Genomic DNA, 21,700 nt, shown 5'->3' with positions numbered 1-21,700 from the left:
TGACGGAGCGTGAGACCGCCCTCCGTCACGTCTCGACCCGTCCTCGACCCCCTCGTGGCGGATGTAGCATGATCTTGTTCGACTTTGGAAAGTGCGCGCGGGACGCCGTAGGAGCCCGCCGCGCCGGGGGGCCAGAGGCGAAAGATCTCTTCACCTGACCTGCCCCCGTTGATCCGTGGGGGATTCGCAGGGTGTTCGAGGGTACGGGTACGCATTCCACCGGTCACACGCTGTCGGCGGCGCAGCAGCGCATCTGGTTCGCCCAGGAGCTGGCTCCGAACAGCCTGCTGTACAACATCAACGGCTACGTGGAGATCCAGGGTCCGTTCGACCGGGGGCTGTTCGAGAAGGCGCTGCGGCAGGCCACCGACGAGGCCGAGGCCCTCCACGTCACCTTCGGTGAGACGGGCGGCGTGCCGTGGCAGTCGGTGCGCGCCGAGCGCGACTGGCCGCTGCCCTTCCTCGACGTGTCGCAGGAGGCCGATCCGCACGCCGCGGCCCTGGCCGCGATGCAGGACGACCTCGACCGGCCCTTCGACCTCCGGCACGGGCCGCTGTTCGTGATGATGCTGTTCCAGGTCGCCCCGGACCGCTTCTACTGGTACACCCGCGTGCACCACATTATCTGCGACGCCTACGGATTCAGTCTGCTCGTGCAGCGCGTCGCGCAGTGCTACAACAAGGACTTCGAAGGTTCCGCGAGCCCCAGCCCCTTCTCCTCGCTCGCCGAATTCACCGAAGACCACGCGAAGTACACGGAGAGCGAGCGGAGCGAGCGGGACCGCGCCTACTGGCTCGACCGGTTCGGCGACGACGCCGAGATCCTCAACCTCCCCGACCGCGCCACCGGCCTGTGGGGCGAGTCCCCCCGCTTCGAGGGCCGCCTGGAACCCGAGTACTTCGACGGGATCAAGCGGCTCGCCCGCGAGTCCCGGTCCACCTGGCAGGTCACGCTCACCGCGGCCGCCACGGCGTATCTGCGCCACTTCACCCGCACCGACGACGTCGTGCTCGGCTTCCCCGTCACCGGACGCCTCACCCCGGTCACCAAGTCCACCCCGGGCATGGCCTCGAACATCCTGCCGCTGCGCGTCTCCGTCGACCCGGCCATGTCCTTCGAGGAGCTGCAGCGCCACGTCGGCCAGGAGATGCGCGGGCTGCTGCGCCACCAGCGCTACCGCGGCGAGGACCTGCGCAAGGACCTCGGGCTCGGCGGGTTCTCCCGCCGGATGTTCGGCCCGTCCATCAACTTCCTTCCGCTGGAGGAGGGTCTGCGGTTCGGGCCGTGCACGGGCGCGGCGCACGGGATGCCCAGCGGTCCCGTCGACGACCTCGTCCTCGTCTTCGAGGGCGGCAGCGGCGACAACGGGATCGGTGTGCGCATCGCGGGCAACACCGCGGCGTACGGCGAGCGGGACATCGCCGAGCACGGGCGCCGCTTCATCGCCTACCTGCGGGCGCTGACCGCCGAGCCCGGCCGGGCGATCGGCACCGTCGACGTCATGGACGGGCAGGAGCGCCACCGCGTCCTCACCGAGTGGAACGGCACGGCCGCCGGCCTCGACGCGGGCACCCTCCCCGCGTGGTTCGAGGACCGGGCCCGGCGGACGCCCGACGCCGTGGCCGTGGTGTGCGAGGACACCACGCTCACGTACGGGGAGCTCAACACCTGGGCCAACCGTCTCGCCCACCGCCTGATCGCGCGCGGCGCCGGCCCCGAGAGCCTGGTCGGCCTGGTCCTGCCCCGCTCCGTCGAGCTGGTCGTCGCCGTACTCGCCGTCCTCAAGAGCGGCGCGGGCTATCTGCCGGTCGACCCGGACGCGCCGGCGGCCCGTCGCGAGACCGTCCTCGACGAGGCGCGGCCGGTGCTCGTCCTCGACGGCGTGGCGGCGGTGCGCGAGGCGCGCGACCCGGGCCGGGAGCCCGCGCACGACCCCACCGACGCCGACCGGACCGCCCCGCTGTGCGCCGACCACCCCGCGTACGTGATCTTCACGTCCGGTTCGACGGGCCGCCCGAAGGGCGTCGTCGTCACCCACCGCAACGTGACCCGGCTGTTCTCCGCCACCGAGGAGCAGTTCGGCTTCGGGGCGGACGACGTGTGGACGCTGTTCCACTCGTACGCCTTCGACTTCTCGGTGTGGGAGCTGTGGGGCGCCCTGCTGTGCGGCGGCCGTCTCGTCGTCGTGCCGCACGCCGTGTCCCGCTCCCCCGAGGCGTTCCTCGACCTGCTCGCCGAGCAGCGCGTCACCGTCCTCAACCAGACCCCGTCGGCGTTCTACCAGCTCATCCAGGCCGACCAGCGCCGCCCCGGCCGCGAACTCGCGCTGCGGCACGTCGTGTTCGGCGGCGAGGCGCTGGTTCCGGGCAGGCTCGCCGAGTGGTACGAGCGGCACGCCGATGACGCCCCGACGCTCGTCAACATGTACGGCATCACCGAGACGACCGTGCACGTCACCCAGCAGGCCCTGACCCGCGAGAGCGCCGCGGCGGACAACGGGAGCACCGTCGGGCCCGCCCTGCCCGACCTGCGCGCCTACGTCCTCGACGACCGGCTGCGTCCGGCGCCGCCCGGCGCCGTCGGCGAGCTGTACGTGTCGGGTGCCGGTCTCGCCCGCGGCTATCTGGGCCGCGCGGGGCTGACCGCCGAACGCTTCGTGGCCTGCCCCTTCGGCGAGCCGGGCGAGCGCATGTACCGCACCGGCGACCTGGCCCGCTGGACGGCCGACGGCCTCCTCTCCTACGAGGGCCGCGCCGACCAGCAGGTGAAGATCCGCGGCTTCCGCATCGAGCTGGGCGAGATCGAGGCGGTGCTCGACCGTCACCCCGCGGTGGCCGAGGTCGCGGTCGTCGTCCGCGAGGACCGGCCCGGCGACAAGCGCCTCGTGGCGTACGCGGTGCCGCGTGACGCCGGTGCGGCTCTCGACACCGCCGCGCTGCGGGCGTACGCGAGCGAGGCCCTGCCCTCGTACATGGTTCCGGCGGCCGTGGTCGCCCTGGCCGCGCTGCCGCTGACCGTCAACGGCAAGCTGGACCGGCGTGCCCTGCCCGCGCCCCGGTTCGACGGCGGCGGCGGCCGCGCGCCGCGCACCGCCCGCGAGGAGACCCTGTGCCGGCTCTTCGCCGAGGTCCTCGGCGTGGAGCGGGTCGGCATCGACGACAACTTCTTCGACCTGGGCGGCCATTCGCTGCTCGCCACCCGGCTGGCCGTGCGGGTGCGCGCCGAGCTCGGCGCGGAGATCCAGCTGGTGCGGCTCTTCGAGTCGCCGACCGTCGCCGGGCTCGCCGACAGCCTCGGTGAGGGCGGCGGGGCGGCGTCCGTGCGTCCGGCGCTGGTGCCGGTGGACCGGCCCGAGGTGCTGCCGCTGTCCTTCGCCCAGCAGCGGCTGTGGTTCCTGCGCCGGGCCGGCGGTGTCGGCTCGACGTACAACATGCCGCTCGCCCTGCGGCTCCGCGGCGACCTGGACCGGGACGCGCTGCGCGCCGCCCTGAACGACGTCGTGGGACGCCACGAGTCCCTGCGGACCGTCTTCCCCGAAGTCGACGGCCAGGCACGGCAGTCGGTGCTCGGCACGTGGGACGTGCCGCTGCCGGTGACCGGGACCGATGAGGAGGAGCTGGCCTCGCTCCTCGACGCGGCGGCCCGGACCGACTTCGACCTGTCCCGCGAGATACCGGTGCGGGCCACGCTGTTCGCGCACGGCCCGCGGGAGCACGTCCTCGCACTCGTCATGCACCACATCGCGGGCGACGAGTGGTCCATGGCCCCGCTCGCCCGCGACCTGGGCGACGCCTACGCGGCCCGCCTCGGCGGCACCGCGCCCGACTGGGAGCCGCTGCCCGTCCAGTACGCCGACTACGCGCTCTGGCAGCGCGAACTCCTCGGCGGCGACGGCGAGTCGGGCAGCCTCGCCCGGCAGCAGCTCGACTTCTGGCGCTCGGCGCTCGCGGGCCTGCCCGAGGAGCTCGCGCTGCCCGCCGACCGACCGCGCCCCGCGACCCCCGGCAACGAGGGCTCGGCGCTTCCCGTCTCCGTCGACGCCGGCCTGCACCAGGCCCTCCTCGCGCTGGCGGGCGAGCGCCGCGCGACCCTCCACATGGTGCTCCAGGCAGGTCTCGCCGCGCTCCTGAGCCGCCTCGGCGCGGGCACCGACATCCCGGTCGGCAGCCCCGTCGCGGGCCGCACCGACGAGGCGCTCGACGAACTCGTCGGCTTCTTCGTCAACACGCTGGTGCTGCGCACCGACACGTCCGGCAACCCCGGCTTCGGCGAGCTCGTGGACCGCGTCCGCACCACCGACCTGGCGGCCTACGCCCACCAGGACCTGCCCTTCGAGCGCCTGGTCGAGGCCCTCAACCCGGCACGGGTCGCGGGCCGCCAGCCGCTGGTGCAGATCCTCCTCGCGCTGCAGAACACGCCGGCGTCCGGGATGACCCTGCCCGGCCTGGACGTCGCCCCCTACGGCGTCCACCCCGGCGGCTCCAAGTTCGACCTTTCCCTGAGCCTGACGGAGACCAGGGCCGCCGACGGCTCCCCCGCCGGGCTCGACGGCTTCGTCGAGTTCAGCACCGACCTGTTCGACCAGGACACCGTCGAGCGGCTGATGTCCCGGCTGCTGCGGCTCCTCACCGACGCGGCGGCCGCCCCCGAGCGGCGCATCGGCGACTTCGACCTCCTGACGGCCGACGAACACGCCCTACTGGCCGACGGTGAGGACGCCACCGGCACGGACCTCCCGGCCCGCACCGTCCCGGAGCTGTTCGAGGAGCGGGCCGCCCTCGCCCCGGACGCGACCGCCGTCGTCCACGAGGACACCACGCTGACCTACGGCGAGCTGAACGAGCGCGCCAACCTGTTGGCCCGGCTCCTCGTCCGGCGCGGCATCGGCCCCGAGGACACCGTGGCCCTGATGCTGCCGCGCTCCGCGGAGCTGCCGGTCGCGGTGCTCGCCGTGCTCAAGGCGGGCGCCGCCTACCTGCCGGTCGACCCCGCCTACCCGGCCGACCGCATCGCGTACATGCTCGGCGACGCCGCGCCCGCGCTGACCCTTACGACCAGCGACCTCGCCGCCGCCCTGCCGGCCGGCACCGACCACCTGACCCTGGACACCGCCGACGTCACGGAGTTCGCCGCGCACGACGTCACCGACGCCGAGCGCCGCGTCCCGCTGCACCGCTCCCACCCGGCGTACGTCATCTACACCTCGGGCTCGACCGGCCGCCCCAAGGGCGTCGTCGTCACCCACACGGGTGTCGCCGGGCTGCTGGAGACACGGAAGGTGTGGGACCTCGGGCCCGGCGACCGCGTGCTGCAGTTCGCCTCGTTCAGCTTCGACGCGGCGTTCTGGGAACTGTCGATGGCGCTGCTGTCCGGCGCCACGCTGGTGCTCGCCCCCGCGGACCGGCTGCGGCCGGGCGCCCCGCTGGTGGAGCTGGCGGCGGAGCGGCGGATCACGCACACACTGCTGCCGCCGTCCGTCCTCGACGTCCTCACGCCGGGCGACCTGCCCTCCGTCCGCACCCTGCTCGTGGGCGGCGAGGCCTCCTCCGGCGAGCTGGTGGCCCGCTGGTCGCCCGGCCGGACGATGCTCAACGCCTACGGCCCCACCGAGATCACGGTCTGCGCCACCCTGAGCGGCCCCCTGTCCGGCACCGCGCGGCCGGCCATCGGCGCGCCCGTCCCCAACATGCGCGCTTACGTCCTCGACGCGTGGCTGCGACCGGTCCCCGCCGGTGTCGCGGGAGAGCTCTATCTGGCGGGTGACGGCGTCGCGCGCGGCTATCTGGGCCGCCCCGGCCTGACCGCCGAACGCTTCGTGGCCTGCCCCTTCGGTGAGCCCGGCGAGCGCATGTACCGCTCCGGCGACCTCGTCCGCCGGACCGCCGACGGCGAGCTGGAGTACCTGGGCCGGGCCGACGAGCAGGTCAAGATCCGCGGCCTGCGCGTGGAGCTCGGCGAGATCGAGTCCGCGCTGACCGGCAGTCCCGCCGTGGCGCAGGCGGCGGTGCTGGTACGGGAGGACCGTCCCGGTGACAAGCGCCTGGTCGGGTACGTGGTTCCGGCCGACCCCGCGCGAGGCGTCGACACGGCGCAACTGCGGTCCGACATCGGCGCGTTGCTGCCGGAGTACATGGTTCCGGCCTCCCTGGTGGCCCTGGACGCGCTGCCGCTGACGCCTAACGGCAAGCTGGACCGGCGCGCCCTGCCCGCCCCCGACTTCGCCGCAACGGCGACGGGACGCGCCCCGCGCACCCCGCGCGAAGAAGTCCTGTGCGGCCTGTTCGCCGACGTCCTCGGCGTCGACCACGTGACCATCGACGACAGCTTCTTCGACCTCGGCGGACACTCCCTGCTCGCCACCCGCCTCGTCAGCCGCATCCGCACAGCCCTCGGCGTCGAACTGCCGCTGACAGCCCTGTTCGACGCGCCCACCGTGGCGGGGATCGCCGACCTCTCCGGCACGGAAGAAGCACGCCCCGCGCTCGTCCGCCGGACCGAACGCCCCGAATCCGTGCCACTGTCCTTCGCCCAGCGCCGCCTGTGGTTCCTCAACCGCCTCGAAAGCACCGACGCGCTCTACAACATGCCCGTCGTGCTCCGCCTGCGGGGAGACCTGGACCGGGACGCCTTGCGCGCCGCCCTCAACGACGTCGTAGGACGCCACGAGTCGCTACGTACCGTCTTCCCCGAGGTCGACGGCGAAGCCCGACAGGCAGTCCTCGACACATGGGACATATCCCTGCCGGTGAGCGAGACCGACGAGCAGCAGCTGCCCGAACTGCTGACGGCAGCAGCCGGTGAAGGCTTCGACCTCGCCGCCGAACTGCCGCTTCGTGCCGCCCTGTTCAAGCTCAGCCACAGCGAGCACGTGCTCGCGCTGCTGCTGCACCACATCGCGGGTGACGGCTGGTCGATGGGCCCGCTCGCCCGCGACCTGGGCGAGGCGTACGCGGCTCGCCTGGACGGCTCGGAGCCCGACTGGGAGCCGCTGCCCGTCCAGTACGCCGACTACGCCCTCTGGCAGCGCGAACTCCTCGGCGACGAGGACCAGTCCGGGACGGTCGCGCACGCCCAGCTCGCCCACTGGCAGAACACCCTCGCCGGGCTTCCCGAGGAACTGAATCTGCCCGCCGACCGGCCGCGTCCGGCGACCGCCAGCCACACGGGCGGGCGCGTCGGCGTCGACTGGGACGCCGAACTGCACGCCCGCCTGGCGGAGTTCGCGCGTGAGTCGTCGTCCTCCGTCTTCATGGTTGTCCAGGCGGCCCTCGCCGCGCTCCTCAACCGCCTCGGCGCCGGCGACGACATCCCCATCGGCAGCCCCATCGCAGGCCGCACCGACGAAGCCCTCGACGACCTCATCGGCTTCTTCACCAACACACTGGTGCTCCGCACGGACGTCTCCGGCCAGCCCACCTTCCGCGAACTCGTCACCCGCGTACGCTCCACCGACCTCGACGCGTACGCCCACCAAGACGTGCCCTTCGAACGGCTCGTCGAGCTCGTCAACCCCACCCGCTCCCGCGCCCGCCACCCCCTCTTCCAGGTCCTCCTCGCCTTCCAGAACACCCCCGAGGTCGGCCTAGAACTGCCGGGACTCTCCTTCGCGGTCGAGCCCGCCGATGTGGGGGTCGCCAAGTTCGACCTGTCGTTCAACGTCACGGAGCGCCGGAGCGAGGACGGCCAGGGGCCGGGCGGCATCGCCGGGACCCTCGAGTACAACGGGGACCTCTTCGACCACGGAACCGCCGCCGCCCTCGCCGCGCGCCTCGAACGCGTCCTGCGGGCCCTCCTCGCCGACCCGGACGCCCCGGTCAGCCGGATCGACGTTCTCGACGACGACGAGCGGCACCGCGTCCTCACCGCGTGGAACGACACCGCGACCGAGGTCCGGCCCGCCACGCTGCCGGAACTGTTCGAGGCCCAGGCCGCCCGTACACCCGACGCCACGGCCGTCGCGCACGGCGCCGAGCGGCTGAGCTACGCGGAGCTGAACGCGCTCGCCAACGGCGTGGCGCGCCGGGTGACGGCGCTCGGCGCCGGCCCCGAGGACCTGGTGGCCGTCGCCCTGCCGCCGTCGCCGCTGCTGCTCGCGGGGCTGCTCGGCGTCCTCAAGGCGGGCGCCGCGTATCTGCCGGTCGACACCGGCTACCCGGCCGACCGCATCGCGTACATGCTGGGCGACGCCGCGCCCGCGCTGCTCCTGACGACCGAGGAGACGGTGCGGGGGCGCGCCGAGTTCGCCGCCGTGCCGCCGCTGTTCGCGGACGCCGTCGCGCCCCTGGCCGACAACCCGGGCGACGACCTGCGGACCGCGCCGCTGCACCCGCACCATCCGGCGTACGTCATCTACACCTCGGGCTCCACCGGCACCCCGAAGGGTGTCGTCGTCGAACAGCGCAACCTCGTCGACTACCTGGAGTGGGCGGGCGCGAGCTACGAGAGTGCGCGCGGCTCCGCGCTGCTGCACTCGTCCGTCTCCTTCGACATGACGGTGACGGCGCTCCTCACGCCGCTCACGGTCGGCGGATGCGTGACCGTCGGCAGTCTCGACGACGCCGGGCTGCCCGCGACCTCGCCGACCCTGCTGAAGGCGACGCCCAGCCACCTGCCGACCCTGGAGGCCCTGCCGGAGTCCGCCTCGCCGACCGGCGACCTGCTGCTCGCCGGTGAGGCCCTCACGGCCGGGGCGCTCGGCTCCTGGCGCGACGCGCACCCGTCGGTCGCCGTGCGCAATGTGTACGGACCGACGGAGACCACCGTCAGCTGCGCCGAACACCGCGTCGCCCCGAACGCGGAGCTCGCCCCCGGCGCCCTGCCGATCGGTCGCCCGCTCGCCAACACCCGCTTCTACGTGCTCGGTTCGGGGCTGCGGCCGGTCCCGGCCGGTGTGCCCGGTGAGCTGTACGTCGCGGGCGGCGGTGTCGCGCGCGGCTATCTGGGCCGCCCCGGCCTGACCGCCGAACGCTTCGTGGCCTGCCCCTTCGGTGAGCCCGGGGGCCGCATGTACCGGACCGGCGACCTCGTCCGCTGGAACCGTGACGGCGAGCTGGAGTACCTGGGCCGCGCCGACGACCAGGTCAAGGTCCGCGGCTTCCGCATCGAACCCGGCGAGATCGCCGCCGTGCTCAGGCGGCACGCCTCCGTCGCGCAGGCGGCGGTGGTCGTCCGCGAGGACCGGCAGGGCGACAAGCGGCTCGTCGCGTACGCCGTCCCCGCCGATCCGGCCCGGGGCGTCGACTCCGCCGAACTGCGCTCGCACGTGGGCGGCTCGCTGCCCGAGTACATGGTCCCGGCCGCCGTCGTCGCCCTCGACGCACTCCCGCTGACCCCGAACGGCAAGCTGGACCGGCGCGCCTTGCCCGCCCCCGACTTCGCCGCCACGGCGACGGGACGCGCACCGCGCACGCCACGCGAAGAAGTCCTGTGCGGCCTGTTCGCCGACGTCCTCGGCGTCGACCACGTAACCATCGACGACAGCTTCTTCGACCTCGGCGGACACTCGCTGCTCGCCACCCGCCTCGTCAGCCGCATCCGCGCCGCACTCGGCGTCGAACTGCCACTCACGGCCCTGTTCGACGCGCCCACCGTGGCGGGGATCGCGGACCTCTCCGGCACGGAGGAAGCACGCCCGGCGCTGGTCCGCCGGACGGAACGCCCCGACTCCGTACCGCTGTCCTTCGCCCAGCGCCGCCTGTGGTTCCTCAACCGCCTCGAAAGCACCGACGCGCTCTACAACATGCCCGTCGTCCTGCGCCTGCGGGGAGACCTGGACCGGGACGCCTTGCGCGCCGCCCTCAACGACGTCGTAGGACGCCACGAATCCCTGCGCACCGTCTTCCCCGAGGTCGACGGCGAAGCCCGACAGGCAGTCCTCGACACCTGGAACGTATCCCTGCCCGTCACCGAGACCGACGAGCAGCAGCTGCCCGAACTGCTGACGGCAGCAGCCGGTGAAGGCTTCGACCTCGCCGCCGAACTGCCGCTTCGCGCCCGGCTCTTTGCCGTCTCCTCGTCCGAGCACGTCCTCCTCGTCTCCCTGCACCACATCGCGGGTGACGGCTGGTCGATGGGCCCGCTCGCCCGCGACCTGGGCGAGGCGTACGCGGCCCGCCTCGACGGCTCGGAGCCCGACTGGGAACCGCTGCCCGTCCAGTACGCCGACTACGCCCTCTGGCAGCGCGAACTCCTCGGCGACGAGGACGAGACCGGCACAGTCGCACACGCCCAACTCGCCCACTGGCAGAACACCCTCGCCGAGCTTCCCGAAGAGCTCGACCTGCCCACCGACCACCCGCGTCCGGCGACCGCCAGCCACCGGGGCGGCATGGTGCCGTTCGGCTGGGACGCGGAACTCCACGCTCAGCTCGCGGAGTTCGCGCGCGAGTCGTCCTCCTCGGTGTTCATGGTGGTCCAGGCGGCCCTCGCCGCGCTCCTCAACCGCCTCGGCGCCGGCGACGACATCCCCATCGGCAGCCCCATCGCAGGCCGCACCGACGAAGCCCTCGACGACCTCATCGGCTTCTTCACCAACACCCTCGTCCTGCGCACAGATGTCTCCGGACAGCCCACCTTCCGCGAACTCGTCACCCGCGTACGCACCACCGACCTCGACGCATACGCCCACCAAGACGTGCCCTTCGAACGGCTCGTCGAACTCGTCAACCCCACCCGCTCCCGCGCCCGCCACCCCCTCTTCCAGGTGATGCTGGTCCTGCAGAACACCCCGGAGGTCAGCCTCGCCCTGCCGGGACTGACCATCGAAGCCGAGCCCGCCGCCACCGACGTCGCCAAGTTCGACCTGGTGTTCAGCGTGCGGGAGCCGGGCGGTGACGGCGGTGGCGCAGAGGGTCTGCTGGAGTTCAACCGCGACCTCTTCGAACCGGACACCGCGACCCTCCTGGCGCGCCGCCTGGAGCACCTGCTGCGTACGGCCGTCGCCGAGCCGGACGTCCCGGTCAGCCGGATCGACGTCCTCGGCGACGACGAGCGGCACCGCGTCCTCACCGCGTGGAACGCCACCGAGGGCGCCCGCGCGGAGGCGGCTCCGCTGCCGGCGCTCTTCGAGGCGCAGGTGGCCCGTACGCCCGACGCGACCGCCGTCCTGCACGACGGCACGGCCCTGAGCTACGCGGAGCTGAACGCCCGCGCCAACCGCATGGCCCGGCTGCTGGCCGGCCGTGGGGTGGGCCCCGACTCGGTGGTGGCCCTCGCGGTCCCGCGCTCGGCCGACCTCGTGCTCGCGGCGCTCGCCGTGGTGAAGGCGGGCGCGGCGTATCTGAACGTCGACCCGGACTACCCGGCCGAGCGTGCCGCGTACATGTGCGCGGACGCCACACCCATGGGTCTGCTCACGGTGGGCACCGCCGGGGACCGTGTGCCGGACTCCGTGCCGCGCTGGCGCCTCGACGACCCGGACCTGGTGGCGGAGACGGCCGCGCTGTCCGGCGCCGACCTGACCGACGCGGACCGGGTCTCCCCGCTGCGCGTCGGCCACCCCGCGTACGTCGTCTACACCTCGGGCTCCACCGGCACCCCGAAGGGCGTCCAGGTCACCCACCGCGGGCTCGCGAGTCTCGCCCTGTCCCACCAGGAGGCCCTGGGTGTGGACGGCGGCTCCAGGGTGCTGCAGTTCGCCTCGCTCAGCTTCGACGCGTCGGCCGGTGAGCTGGTGATGACCCTGCTGGCGGGCGCGACCCTCGTGGTGCCGCGTCCGGAGCAGGTCGTCGGGGACGCCGTCGTGCGGCTCATCGCCGACGAGGGCGTCACGCACGCCATGCTGCCGCCCGCCTTCGTCGCCACCCTCGACCCGGAGAGCGTGCCCACGCTGCGCGGGCTGATCACCGGCGGTGAGGCGTGCCCGCCGGAGGTGACCGCCCGCTGGTCGTCGGGGCGGACGATGCTCAACGCGTACGGCCCGACCGAGTCGACCGTGTGCGCCACGCTCAGCAGCCCGCTGACGGGTGCCGTCTCGGCGCCGATCGGCCGTCCGGTCACGGGCACGCGTGCCTACGTGCTCGGGTCTGGGCTGCGGCCGGTCCCGGCCGGGGTCATGGGTGAGCTGTATCTGGCGGGTGACGGTGTCGCGCGCGGCTACCTGAACCGTCCGGGTCTGACCGCCGAGCGCTTCGTGGCCTGCCCGTTCGGTGAGCCCGGGGAGCGCATGTACCGGACCGGCGACCTCGTCCGCTGGAACCGTGACGGCGAGCTGGAGTACCTGGGCCGCGCCGACGACCAGGTCAAGGTCCGCGGCTTCCGCATCGAACCCGGCGAGATCGCCGCCGTGCTCGACCGGCACCTGTCGGTCTCCCACTCCGCCGTCGTCGTCCGCGAGGACCGGCCCGGCGACAAGCGGCTCGTGGCGTACGTCGTACCCGCGGGCCAGGCACGGGGCGTCGACGCGTCCGAACTCCGCTCGTACGTCGGTGACCTGCTGCCCGAGTACATGGTCCCGGCCGCCGTCGTCGCGCTCGACGCGATACCGCTCTCGCCCACCGGCAAGGTGCACCGCGACGCGCTGCCCGTGCCGGACTACGGCCAGGTGACCACCGGACGCGCCCCGCGCACCCCGCGCGAAGAAGTCCTGTGCGGCCTCTTCGCCGATGTCCTCGGCGTCGACCACGTCGGCATCGACGACAGTTTCTTCGACCTCGGCGGGCACTCCCTGCTCGCCACCCGCCTCATCAGCCGCATCCGCACCGTCCTCGGTGCCGAGCTCCCCCTGGCCGCGCTCTTCGAGACGCCGACCGTCGCCGGGCTCGCCGCCGTCTCCGCCGGCCCGGACTCCGCGCGCCGCCCGGCCCTGGAGCCGCGGGACCGGCCGTCACCGCTGCCGCTCTCCTTCGCCCAGCACCGGCTGTGGATGCTCGGCCGGCTGCACGACGCGGACGCCCTCTACAACATGCCGGTCGTCCTGCGTCTGACCGGCACCGTCGACACGGCCGCCCTGGAGGCCGCGCTCGGCGACGTCGTCGCCCGCCACGAGTCGCTGCGCACCGTCTTCCCCTCCAGCGACGGGCAGGTGGAGCAGCGTGTCCTGGCACCCGCCGACGCGGCCTTCGCCCTCTCCCTCGTACGGACCGACGAGCGACGGCTGCCCGAGCTGCTGAAGGAGGCGGCGAGCGCGGGCTTCGACCTGTCGCGCGAACTGCCGCTGCGCGCCGCGCTGTTCACGGTCGGCGACTGCGAGCACGTCCTGCTGATCTCGCTGCACCACATCGCGGGTGACGGCTGGTCGATGGGCCCGCTCGCCCGCGACCTCGGCACGGCTTACGCGGCCCGCCTCAACGGCACCGCTCCCAGCTGGGAGCCACTGCCCGTCCAGTACGCCGACTACGCACTCTGGCAGCGCGAACTCCTCGGCAACGAGGGCGAGCCGGGCACGGTCGCGCACACCCAGCTGACCCACTGGCAGCACGCCCTCGCCGGGCTGCCCGAAGAGCTGGACCTGCCCACCGACCGGCCCCGGCCCAACGAGTCCACCCACGTCGGCGGACGTGTGTCCTTGGAGTGGGACGCGGAACTGCACGCCCGCCTCGCGGAGTTCGCGCGCGAGTCGTCCTCCTCCGTCTTCATGGTGGTCCAGGCCGCACTCGCCGCCCTACTCAACCGCCTCGGCGCCGGCGACGACATCCCCATCGGCAGCCCCATCGCAGGCCGCACCGACGAAGCACTCGACGACCTCATCGGCTTCTTCACCAACACACTGGTCCTGCGCACGGACGTCTCCGGCCAGCCCACTTTCCGTGAGCTGGTCACCCGGGTGCGGTCGACCGACCTCGACGCGTACGCCCACCAAGACGTGCCCTTCGAGCGCCTCGTCGAGCTCGTCAACCCCACCCGCTCCCGCGCCCGCCACCCCCTCTTCCAGGTCCTGCTCGCCTTCCAGAACACTCCGGAGGCCGACCTCGAACTGCCCGGTCTCCGCACAGCCGGTGAGCCGGTCGACATCGGCGTCGCCAAGTTCGACCTGTCGCTGAGCCTTCAGGAGCGCGCGGACGAGCACGGCACTTCGGCCGGTATCCGGGGCATGCTCGAATACAGCGCCGACCTGTTCGACCACGAGAGCGCCGAGCTGATCGCCGCCCGGCTGCGGCGGCTGCTGTCCGCGGTGCTCGCCGACCCGGACCTGCCCGTCGACCGGATCGACATCCTCGGCGCGGACGAGCGGCACCGGGTCCTCACCGAGTGGAACGCCACCGAGACGGCCGTCGACGGGCTCGACTCGACGGTCCACGCCACCTTCGAACGGCTCGCGCGCACCCGCCCCGACGCGGTGGCCGTGACCGTCGGCGGCAGCCACCTGACGTACGCCGAGCTGGACCGGCGCGCCAACGGGCTCGCGCACCGCCTGACCGGGCTCGGCGTCCGCCCCGAGGACCGCGTCGCCGTCCTGATGGAGCGGTCCGCGGAGCTCGTGGTCGCGCTGCTCGGCATCCTCAAGGCGGGCGCCGCGTACGCGCCGCTGCACGAGAGCTACCCGGACGAGCGCATGCGGGAGGTCTTCGCGGGCTCCGGCGCGCGGGTCCTCGTCACCGACCGCTCCTGGCGCGAGCGCGGGCTGCCCGGGAACGCCGCGGAGGTCGTCCTCGCCGAGGAGGCCGGGTCCGCCGACAGCGCGCCCGCCGTGCCGGAGCGGCCGGAGAGCCTCGCGTACGTCATGCACACCTCCGGGTCGACCGGGAAGCCCAAGGGCATCGCGATCACCCACCGCTCCCTCCTGGAGCTGGCCCTCGACCCGTCGTGGGCCGAAGGCGGCCACCATCAGCAGGTCCTGATGCACGCCCCGTACGCGTTCGACATCTCCAACTACGAGCTGTGGGTGCCGCTCCTGGCGGGCGGCCGGGTCGTGCTCGCGCCGCCCGGCGAGCCGGACGTCGCCGAGCTCAAGCGGCTGATCGTCGCGGAGGGCATCACCGGGGTGCACTTCACGGCGGGCCTCTTCCGGGTCGTCGCCGACGACCTCGGTGACGCGCTCGGCGGCGTCAAGGAGATCCTCACCGGCGGTGACGTCGTGTCCGTCGCGGCCGTCGAGAGCGTGCTGCGCGCGGCGCCGCACGTCGTGGTGCGGCACCTGTACGGGCCGACGGAGATCACCCTGTGCGCCACCACCCATGTCGTCGGCGCCGCCGACGAGCTGGGCGACCGGCTGCCGATCGGCCGTCCGATGGCCAACACCCGGGCGTACGTGCTCGACGCGGCGCTCGCCCCGGTGCCGGTCGGCTGCGTCGGCGAGCTGTACATCGCGGGCGCGGGTCTGGCGCGCGGCTACCTCGACCGCGCGGGGCTGACCGGTGAGCGGTTCGTCGCCGACCCGTACGGGCCCGCGGGTGCCCGCATGTACCGGACCGGTGACCTGGCGCGCCGCCGGCACGACGGCGCCCTGGAGTTCGTCGGGCGCGCCGACGACCAGGTCAAGGTGCGCGGCTTCCGCATCGAGCCCGGCGAGATCGAGGCGGTCCTGACCCGGCACGCGTCGGTCGCGCAGAGCGCCGTCGTGGTCCGCGAGGACCGGCCCGGCGACAAGCGGCTCGTCGCGTACGCCGTGCCCGCCGACCCGGCGCGCGGCGTCGACCAGGCCCAGCTGCGGGCCCACGTCGCGGAGTCGCTGCCCGAGTACATGGTCCCGGCGGCGGTCGTGGCGCTCGACGAGCTGCCGCTCACGGCCAACGGCAAGCTGGACCGGGCCGTGCTGCCGGCCCCGGTGTTCCGGTCGGCGGCGGCCAGGACCGCCCCGCGCACCGAGCGCGAAGAGGTCGTGTGCCGCCTGGTCGCCGAGGTCCTCGGGGTCGAAGAGGTGGGCGTCGACGACAACTTCTTCGAGCTCGGCGGCGACAGCATCGGCTCCATCCAGCTCGCGAGCCGGGCCCGCGCGGCAGGTCTCGAACTCGCCCCGAAGGACGTCTTCCAGGCCCGGACGCTGGCCCAGCTCGCCGCCGCGGCGGGCACGGTCACCGCGCCGGAGGACGCGCCCGCCGACGACGGCACGGGCGAGGTCCCGCTCACCCCGGTCGTGCACGACCTGCTGGAGCGCGGCGGCACGCTGGACGGTCTGCTCCAGTCGGTGCTCCTCCAGGTCCCGGCGGCGGTGACGGAGACGGGCCTGGCGACGGCCTTGCAGGCGCTGGTCGACCACCATGACGCGCTGCGGCTCGAAGTCACGCGCGGCGAGGGCGGTTTGGGGCTTCGGGTCCGGCCCGTGGGCTCGGTGGACGCGGGCGGCTTCCTGCGCCGGGTCGACCTGACCAACATGGACGAGGCGTCGGCGCGCTCCGTACTCGCCAAGGAGGCCGCCGCCGCGGGTGAGCGGGTCTCCCCCGCGGACGGCGTGATGTGCCAGGCGGTCTGGTTCGACGCGGGCGGGGCGGCCTCCGGGCGCCTCCTGCTCACGCTCCACCACCTCGCGGTGGACGGCGTGTCCTGGCGGGTCCTGATGCACGACCTCAGCACGGCATGGCAGGAGGTCGCCGCCGGGCGCACTCCGCACCCGGAGCGGGTCGGCACTTCCCTCCGGCGCTGGGCGACCCTCCTCACCGAGGAGGCGGCCAAGCCGTCCCGCACCGCGGAACTCGCCTTCTGGAAGGGCCTGCACGACCGGCCCGAGCAGCCGCTCGGCGCGCGTCCCCTCGACCCCGCAAGGGACACCACCGCCACCGCGCGGTCCCTGACGGTCACCCTGCCCGCGCAGGTCACCGACACGGTCCTCTCCCGGGTGCCCGCCGCGTTCAACGCGGGCGTCAACGACGTCCTGCTGACCGCGCTCGCCCTCGCCGCCCTGTCCGGCCGCGGCGACCGGCCGCGGGGCGGTCCTGTGCTCGTCGAGGTCGAGGGCCACGGCCGCCACGAGGAGCTCACCGCCGGGCTCGACCTGTCCCGCACCGTGGGCTGGTTCACCTGCGTCCACCCGGTGCGGATCGACCCGGGCGAGGTGGACTGGGACGACCTGTGGCGGGCTGGCCCCGCCGTCGGGGACGTACTCAAGCGCGCCAAGGAACAGCTGCGTGCCGTCCCCGACCAGGGCATCGGCCACGGCCTGCTCCGCTACCTCAACCCGGACACGGCGCCGGAGCTCGCCGCCCTCCCCACGCCGCAGATCGGCTTCAACTACCTGGGCCGCTTCGACGCGCCCGGCCGTACGGCCGACTGGGGCCTCGCGCCCGAGGCGGCGGACGGGGAAGGGGCGGGCCTGCCGCCGGGCGCGATGCCGCTGCGCACGGCGCTCACGGTCAACGCCGTCGCCCGCGCGTCGGCCGACGGCACGGAGCTGCGCGCCACGTGGACCTGGCCGGCCGGACTCCTCACGGAGGCGCAGGTGACCGCCATGGCCGACACCTGGACACGCGCCCTGACCGCGATGGCCCACCACGTGGAGTCGGACACCGCGGGCGGCGCGACGGCATCCGACTTCGACCTGGTGGACCTTGACCAGGCCGACATCGACGCCTTCGAGGACGAGTTCGCCGACCTGGACGAGTTCGCCGGCATGGACGGGTTCGGTGACTCGGGTGACGCGGAGGGGTTCGGCGACACGGACGGCTTCGGCGGCCCCGACGGGTTCGGCGACGCCGGTCACTCCGCCACCACCACGGACGACCACACCACCGAGAACGGGGATCAGGGATGACGCGCGCCAAGGCCCGCATCGAGGACGTGCTGCCGCTGACCGCGCTGCAGGAGGGATTCCTGTTCCACGCGCAGTACGACGAGCGCGGCGCCGACGTCTACCACCTGCAGTTCGTGTTCGACCTGCGCGGTGAGCTGGACGCGAGCGCGCTGCGCCGCGCGGCCGACGGGCTGCTCGCCCGGCACGGCAACCTGCGGGGCGCCTTCCGCGAGCGCCGCGGCGGCGAACCCGTACAGGTCGTCCCTGACCGCGTCCGGATGCCGTGGCGGCTGCTCGACCTCGCCCCGGTCGCACCCGGCGAGCGGCGGGAGCGGCTCGACGCCGCGCTCGCCGAGGACCGGGCCACCCGCTTCGACCTGCGCAAGCCGCCGCTGGTCCGCTGCCTCCTGATCCGGCTCGCGCCGGGCGAGTACCGGTTCGTGATGACGAGCCACCACATCCTGCTCGACGGCTGGTCCGTGCCGCTGCTGCTGCACGAGCTGTTCACGATGTACGCGCAGGACGGCAGCGACCACACCCTGCCCCCGCCCCGGCCCTACCGCGACTACCTGCGCTGGCTGGCCGCCCGCGACCGCACGGACGCCGAGGCCGCCTGGCGGCACCACCTCGACGGCCTGCGGGAGCCCACGCTGCTCGGCCCGGCCGGCGCGGGCCGCGAGACCGTCGTCCCCGAGGAGACCGAGACGGCCCTGGGCGCGGAACTCACCGCGGACCTCACCGACCTGGCACGGCGTCGCGGGCTCACCCTGAACTCCGTGGTGCAGGGCGCCTGGTCGCTGGTCCTCGCCGCGCTCACCGGCACGGACGACGTCGTCTTCGGCGCGACGGTCTCCGGCCGCCCGTCGGACCTGCCCGGCGTCGAGTCGATGATCGGCCTGTTCGCCAACACCCTCCCGGTACGGCTGCGGGTCGACCCCGCCGAGTCCGTGACGGCGATGATGGCGCGGCTCCAGACGGAGCGCGCGGCACTCGCCGCGCACGAGTACCTCGGCCTCGGCGAGATCCAGCAGCTCGCCGGTACCGGCGGCGAACTCTTCGACACGCTGTACGTGTTCGAGAACTATCCGGCACCGGCCGGCGAAGGCCCGCCCGCCTACCGGGGCATGGAGATCGCCGGTACGGAGGGCAGCGGCGCCGCCCACTACCCGCTGACCCTGACCGTCCTGCCGGGCGAGGCGCTGCGGCTGCGCCTGACGTACCGGCCCGACCTGTTCACCGAGGCCACCGTGCTCGGCTGGGCGGACCGGCTGCGGAACGTGCTGCGTTCCGTGGTGGCCGACCCGGACCTGCCGGCCGGCCACGTGGACGTACTCGACGCGGCCGAGCGGCACCGCGTCCTCACCGAGTGGAACGACACCGCCGCCGAGCCGTCGGAGCGGTGCTGGCCCGCCCTCTTCGAGGAGCAGGCGGCCCGCACACCGGACGCCGTGGCCCTGTGGCACGAGGAACCCGAGAACCACACCCCCGAGAACTACACCTCCGAGCACTCCGCCTCCGAGAACTACACCTACGCGGAGCTGAACGCCGAGGCGAACCGTGTCGCCCGCCTCCTGGTGGCGCGCGGCATCGGCCCGGAGAGCGTCGTCGCTCTCGCCGTGCCGCGCTCCCCGCGCCTCGTCGTCGCGCTGCTCGCCGTCCAGAAGGCGGGCGCCGCCTACCTCCCGGTCGACCTCGCCCACCCCCGCGACCGGGTCGCGGCCGTCTTCGCGGGCGCCCGCCCGGCGGCGGTCCTCACCACCCGTGAGAGCGCGGCGGGACTCCCCGGGGGAGTGGACGCGCTCTGCCTGGACGGCGCGGAGTTCCGCGCGGAGGCCGCCGGTCACGCCGGACGGGACCTCACGGACGAGGAGCGGGTGGCCCCGCTGCGCCCGGACCACCCGGCGTACACGATCTTCACCTCGGGCTCCACCGGCGCGCCCAAGGGCGTGGTGGTCCCGCACCGCAGCCTCCTCAACTTCCTCACGGCGATGGGTGAGCGGTTCCCGCTCGGCACCGGGGACCGGATGCTCGCGGTGACCACGGTCGCCTTCGACATCCACGCCCTGGAACTGCACCTGCCTCTGCTGCACGGGGCAAGCGTCGTGGTGGCCGACCGGTCCTCCGTCGTCGACCCCGCGGCCCTCGCCGGCCTGATCGAGGCGAGCGGGGCGACGATCATGCAGGCCACGCCCACGCTGTGGCACGCGCTGCTCACGGAGCGGGCGTCCGCCGCCGAGGGCCTGCGGATGCTGGTGGGCGGCGAGGCCCTGCCCCCGGACCTCGCGGAGCGCATGACGCGTACGGGCGCGGAGGTCACCAACCTGTACGGGCCGACGGAGACGACCGTCTGGTCGACGGCGGCGACCCTCACCCGGGTCGGGGGAGAATCCACGCAGGACGGTTCGGCCTCACAGACCGGTCCCTCCATCGGACGCCCCATCCGCAACACCCGCGCCTACGTCCTCGACAGCGCCCTGCGCCCCGTACTCCCCGGCGTCCCGGGCGAGCTGTACCTCGCCGGGGAAGGCCTCGTCCGGGGCTACCTGGACCAGCCGGGCCTCACGGCGTCCCGCTTCGTCGCCGACCCGCACGGCCCGGCCGGGTCCCGCATGTACCGCACGGGCGACGTGGTCCGCTGGTCCCCGGACGGCACGCTCGAGTACCTGAGCCGCACCGACCACCAGGTGAAGATCCGCGGCTACCGCATCGAACTGGGCGAGATCGAGGCGGCCCTGACCCGGCACGCCTCGGTCGCACAGAGCGTGGCCGTGGTCCACGAGGCCCACCCGGGCAACAAGCGCCTCATCGCGTACGCCGTCCCGGCCGACCCGGCGCAGGCCATCGACCCCGAGGAACTGCGCACCCACGTACGCACCCTGCTCCCCGACTACATGGTCCCCGCGGCCATCGTCCCGCTCCCCGCCCTCCCCCTCACCCCGAACGGCAAGCTGGACCGCAAGGCGCTGCCCGCGCCCGGCGTCACAGCGGGCCGCGGCACTACCGGGCGCGCACCGCGCACCGCTCAAGAGGCGGCGCTGTGCCGCCTGTTCGCCGAGGTGCTCGGTGTCGACGAGGTCGGCGTCGACGACGACTTCTTCGACCTCGGCGGGCACTCCCTGCTCGCCACCCGCCTGGTGAACCGCGTCCGCGCCGAGCTGGGCACCGCCGCGTCGATCCGCAGCGTCTTCGAGGCCCCGACCGTCGCGGCCCTGGCCGCGCGCCTGCGCCAGGACGGCGGCGACAGCGGCGAGGACCCGGCCGACGACGACCCGTTCGCGCCGCTGCTGCGGCTCCGCGAGGGACGCGGCGGCAAGGACGCGGGCGCCCCGGCCCCGTACTTCCTCATCCATCCGGTGGTCGGCATCGGCTGGTGCTACACCGGCTTCATCACCCGGCTCGGCCCGGACGCCACCGTGTACGCCTTGCAGGCGCGCGGCCTGAACCCCGCCGACACTCCCGCGGCCGGCCTTCCCGAGATGGCCGCCGACTATGTGGCCCGGATCCGTGAGGTGTGGCCGCAGGGCCCGTACCGGCTCGTCGGCTGGTCGTTCGGCGGTCTGGTGGCGCACGAGATCGCGACCCGGCTGCAGAGCGAAGGCGCGGAGGTCGAGCTGCTCGCGCTCCTCGACTCGTACCCCTCGCACTGGGAGGCCCCGCAGGACGCGGAGCAGGAGGGCGACCTGCTGCAGGAGATCCTCACCGTGCTCGCCGCCGCGGCCGGGCCCACCGAGGACACCGGCCCCCTCTCGACCGCCCGGGTCGCCGCGCTCCTCCGCGAGCAGGACAGCCCGCTCGCCGGCCTCGGCGAGGACGGCATCGCGGCACTGCACCGGGTGGCCGCCAACAACCGCCGCATAGCGGACCGGTTCACGCCCGGCGTCTTCCGCGGGGACGTACTGGCGTTCCGCTCCGGGCGGGCGACCGGCTCGCACCCGTACGCCACGAAGGCGTGGGACGCCCACGTGACGGGCGAGATCCACGAGCTCGAAGTGGACTGCACCCACCTGGAGATGACGACGCCGGCGGCCCTGGACGTCATCGCTCCGATTCTCGACTCACACGCGAACGACCGCATCTAGCGCTCAGCAATTAGGAGA

General features: G+C 73.8%; 2 protein-coding genes. Both read left to right on the top strand.

Features of this window, described 5'->3' with window-relative positions; translation table 11 throughout:
- Positions 1 to 191: 191 nt before the first annotated feature.
- The gene (locus ACI2L3_RS38385; protein WP_404757099.1) at positions 192 to 17,624 is read left to right on the top strand and encodes a non-ribosomal peptide synthase/polyketide synthase; all 17,433 of its coding nucleotides are present in this window, start codon (positions 192 to 194) and stop codon (positions 17,622 to 17,624) included.
- Positions 17,621 to 21,682, top strand: coding sequence for an amino acid adenylation domain-containing protein (locus ACI2L3_RS38380; RefSeq protein ID WP_404757098.1), 4,062 nt, complete (start codon positions 17,621 to 17,623; stop codon positions 21,680 to 21,682). Before ACI2L3_RS38385 ends, ACI2L3_RS38380 begins: the two co-directional genes overlap by 4 nt.
- The last annotated feature ends 18 nt before the right edge of the window (positions 21,683 to 21,700 follow it).

It is taken from the genome of Streptomyces sp. NPDC029674, assembly GCF_044903205.1.
Taxonomy (GTDB): Bacteria; Actinomycetota; Actinomycetes; order Streptomycetales; family Streptomycetaceae; genus Streptomyces.
The sequence above is the reverse complement of the archived record's forward strand: the minus strand, read 5'-3'. Positions and strand labels throughout refer to the sequence as shown.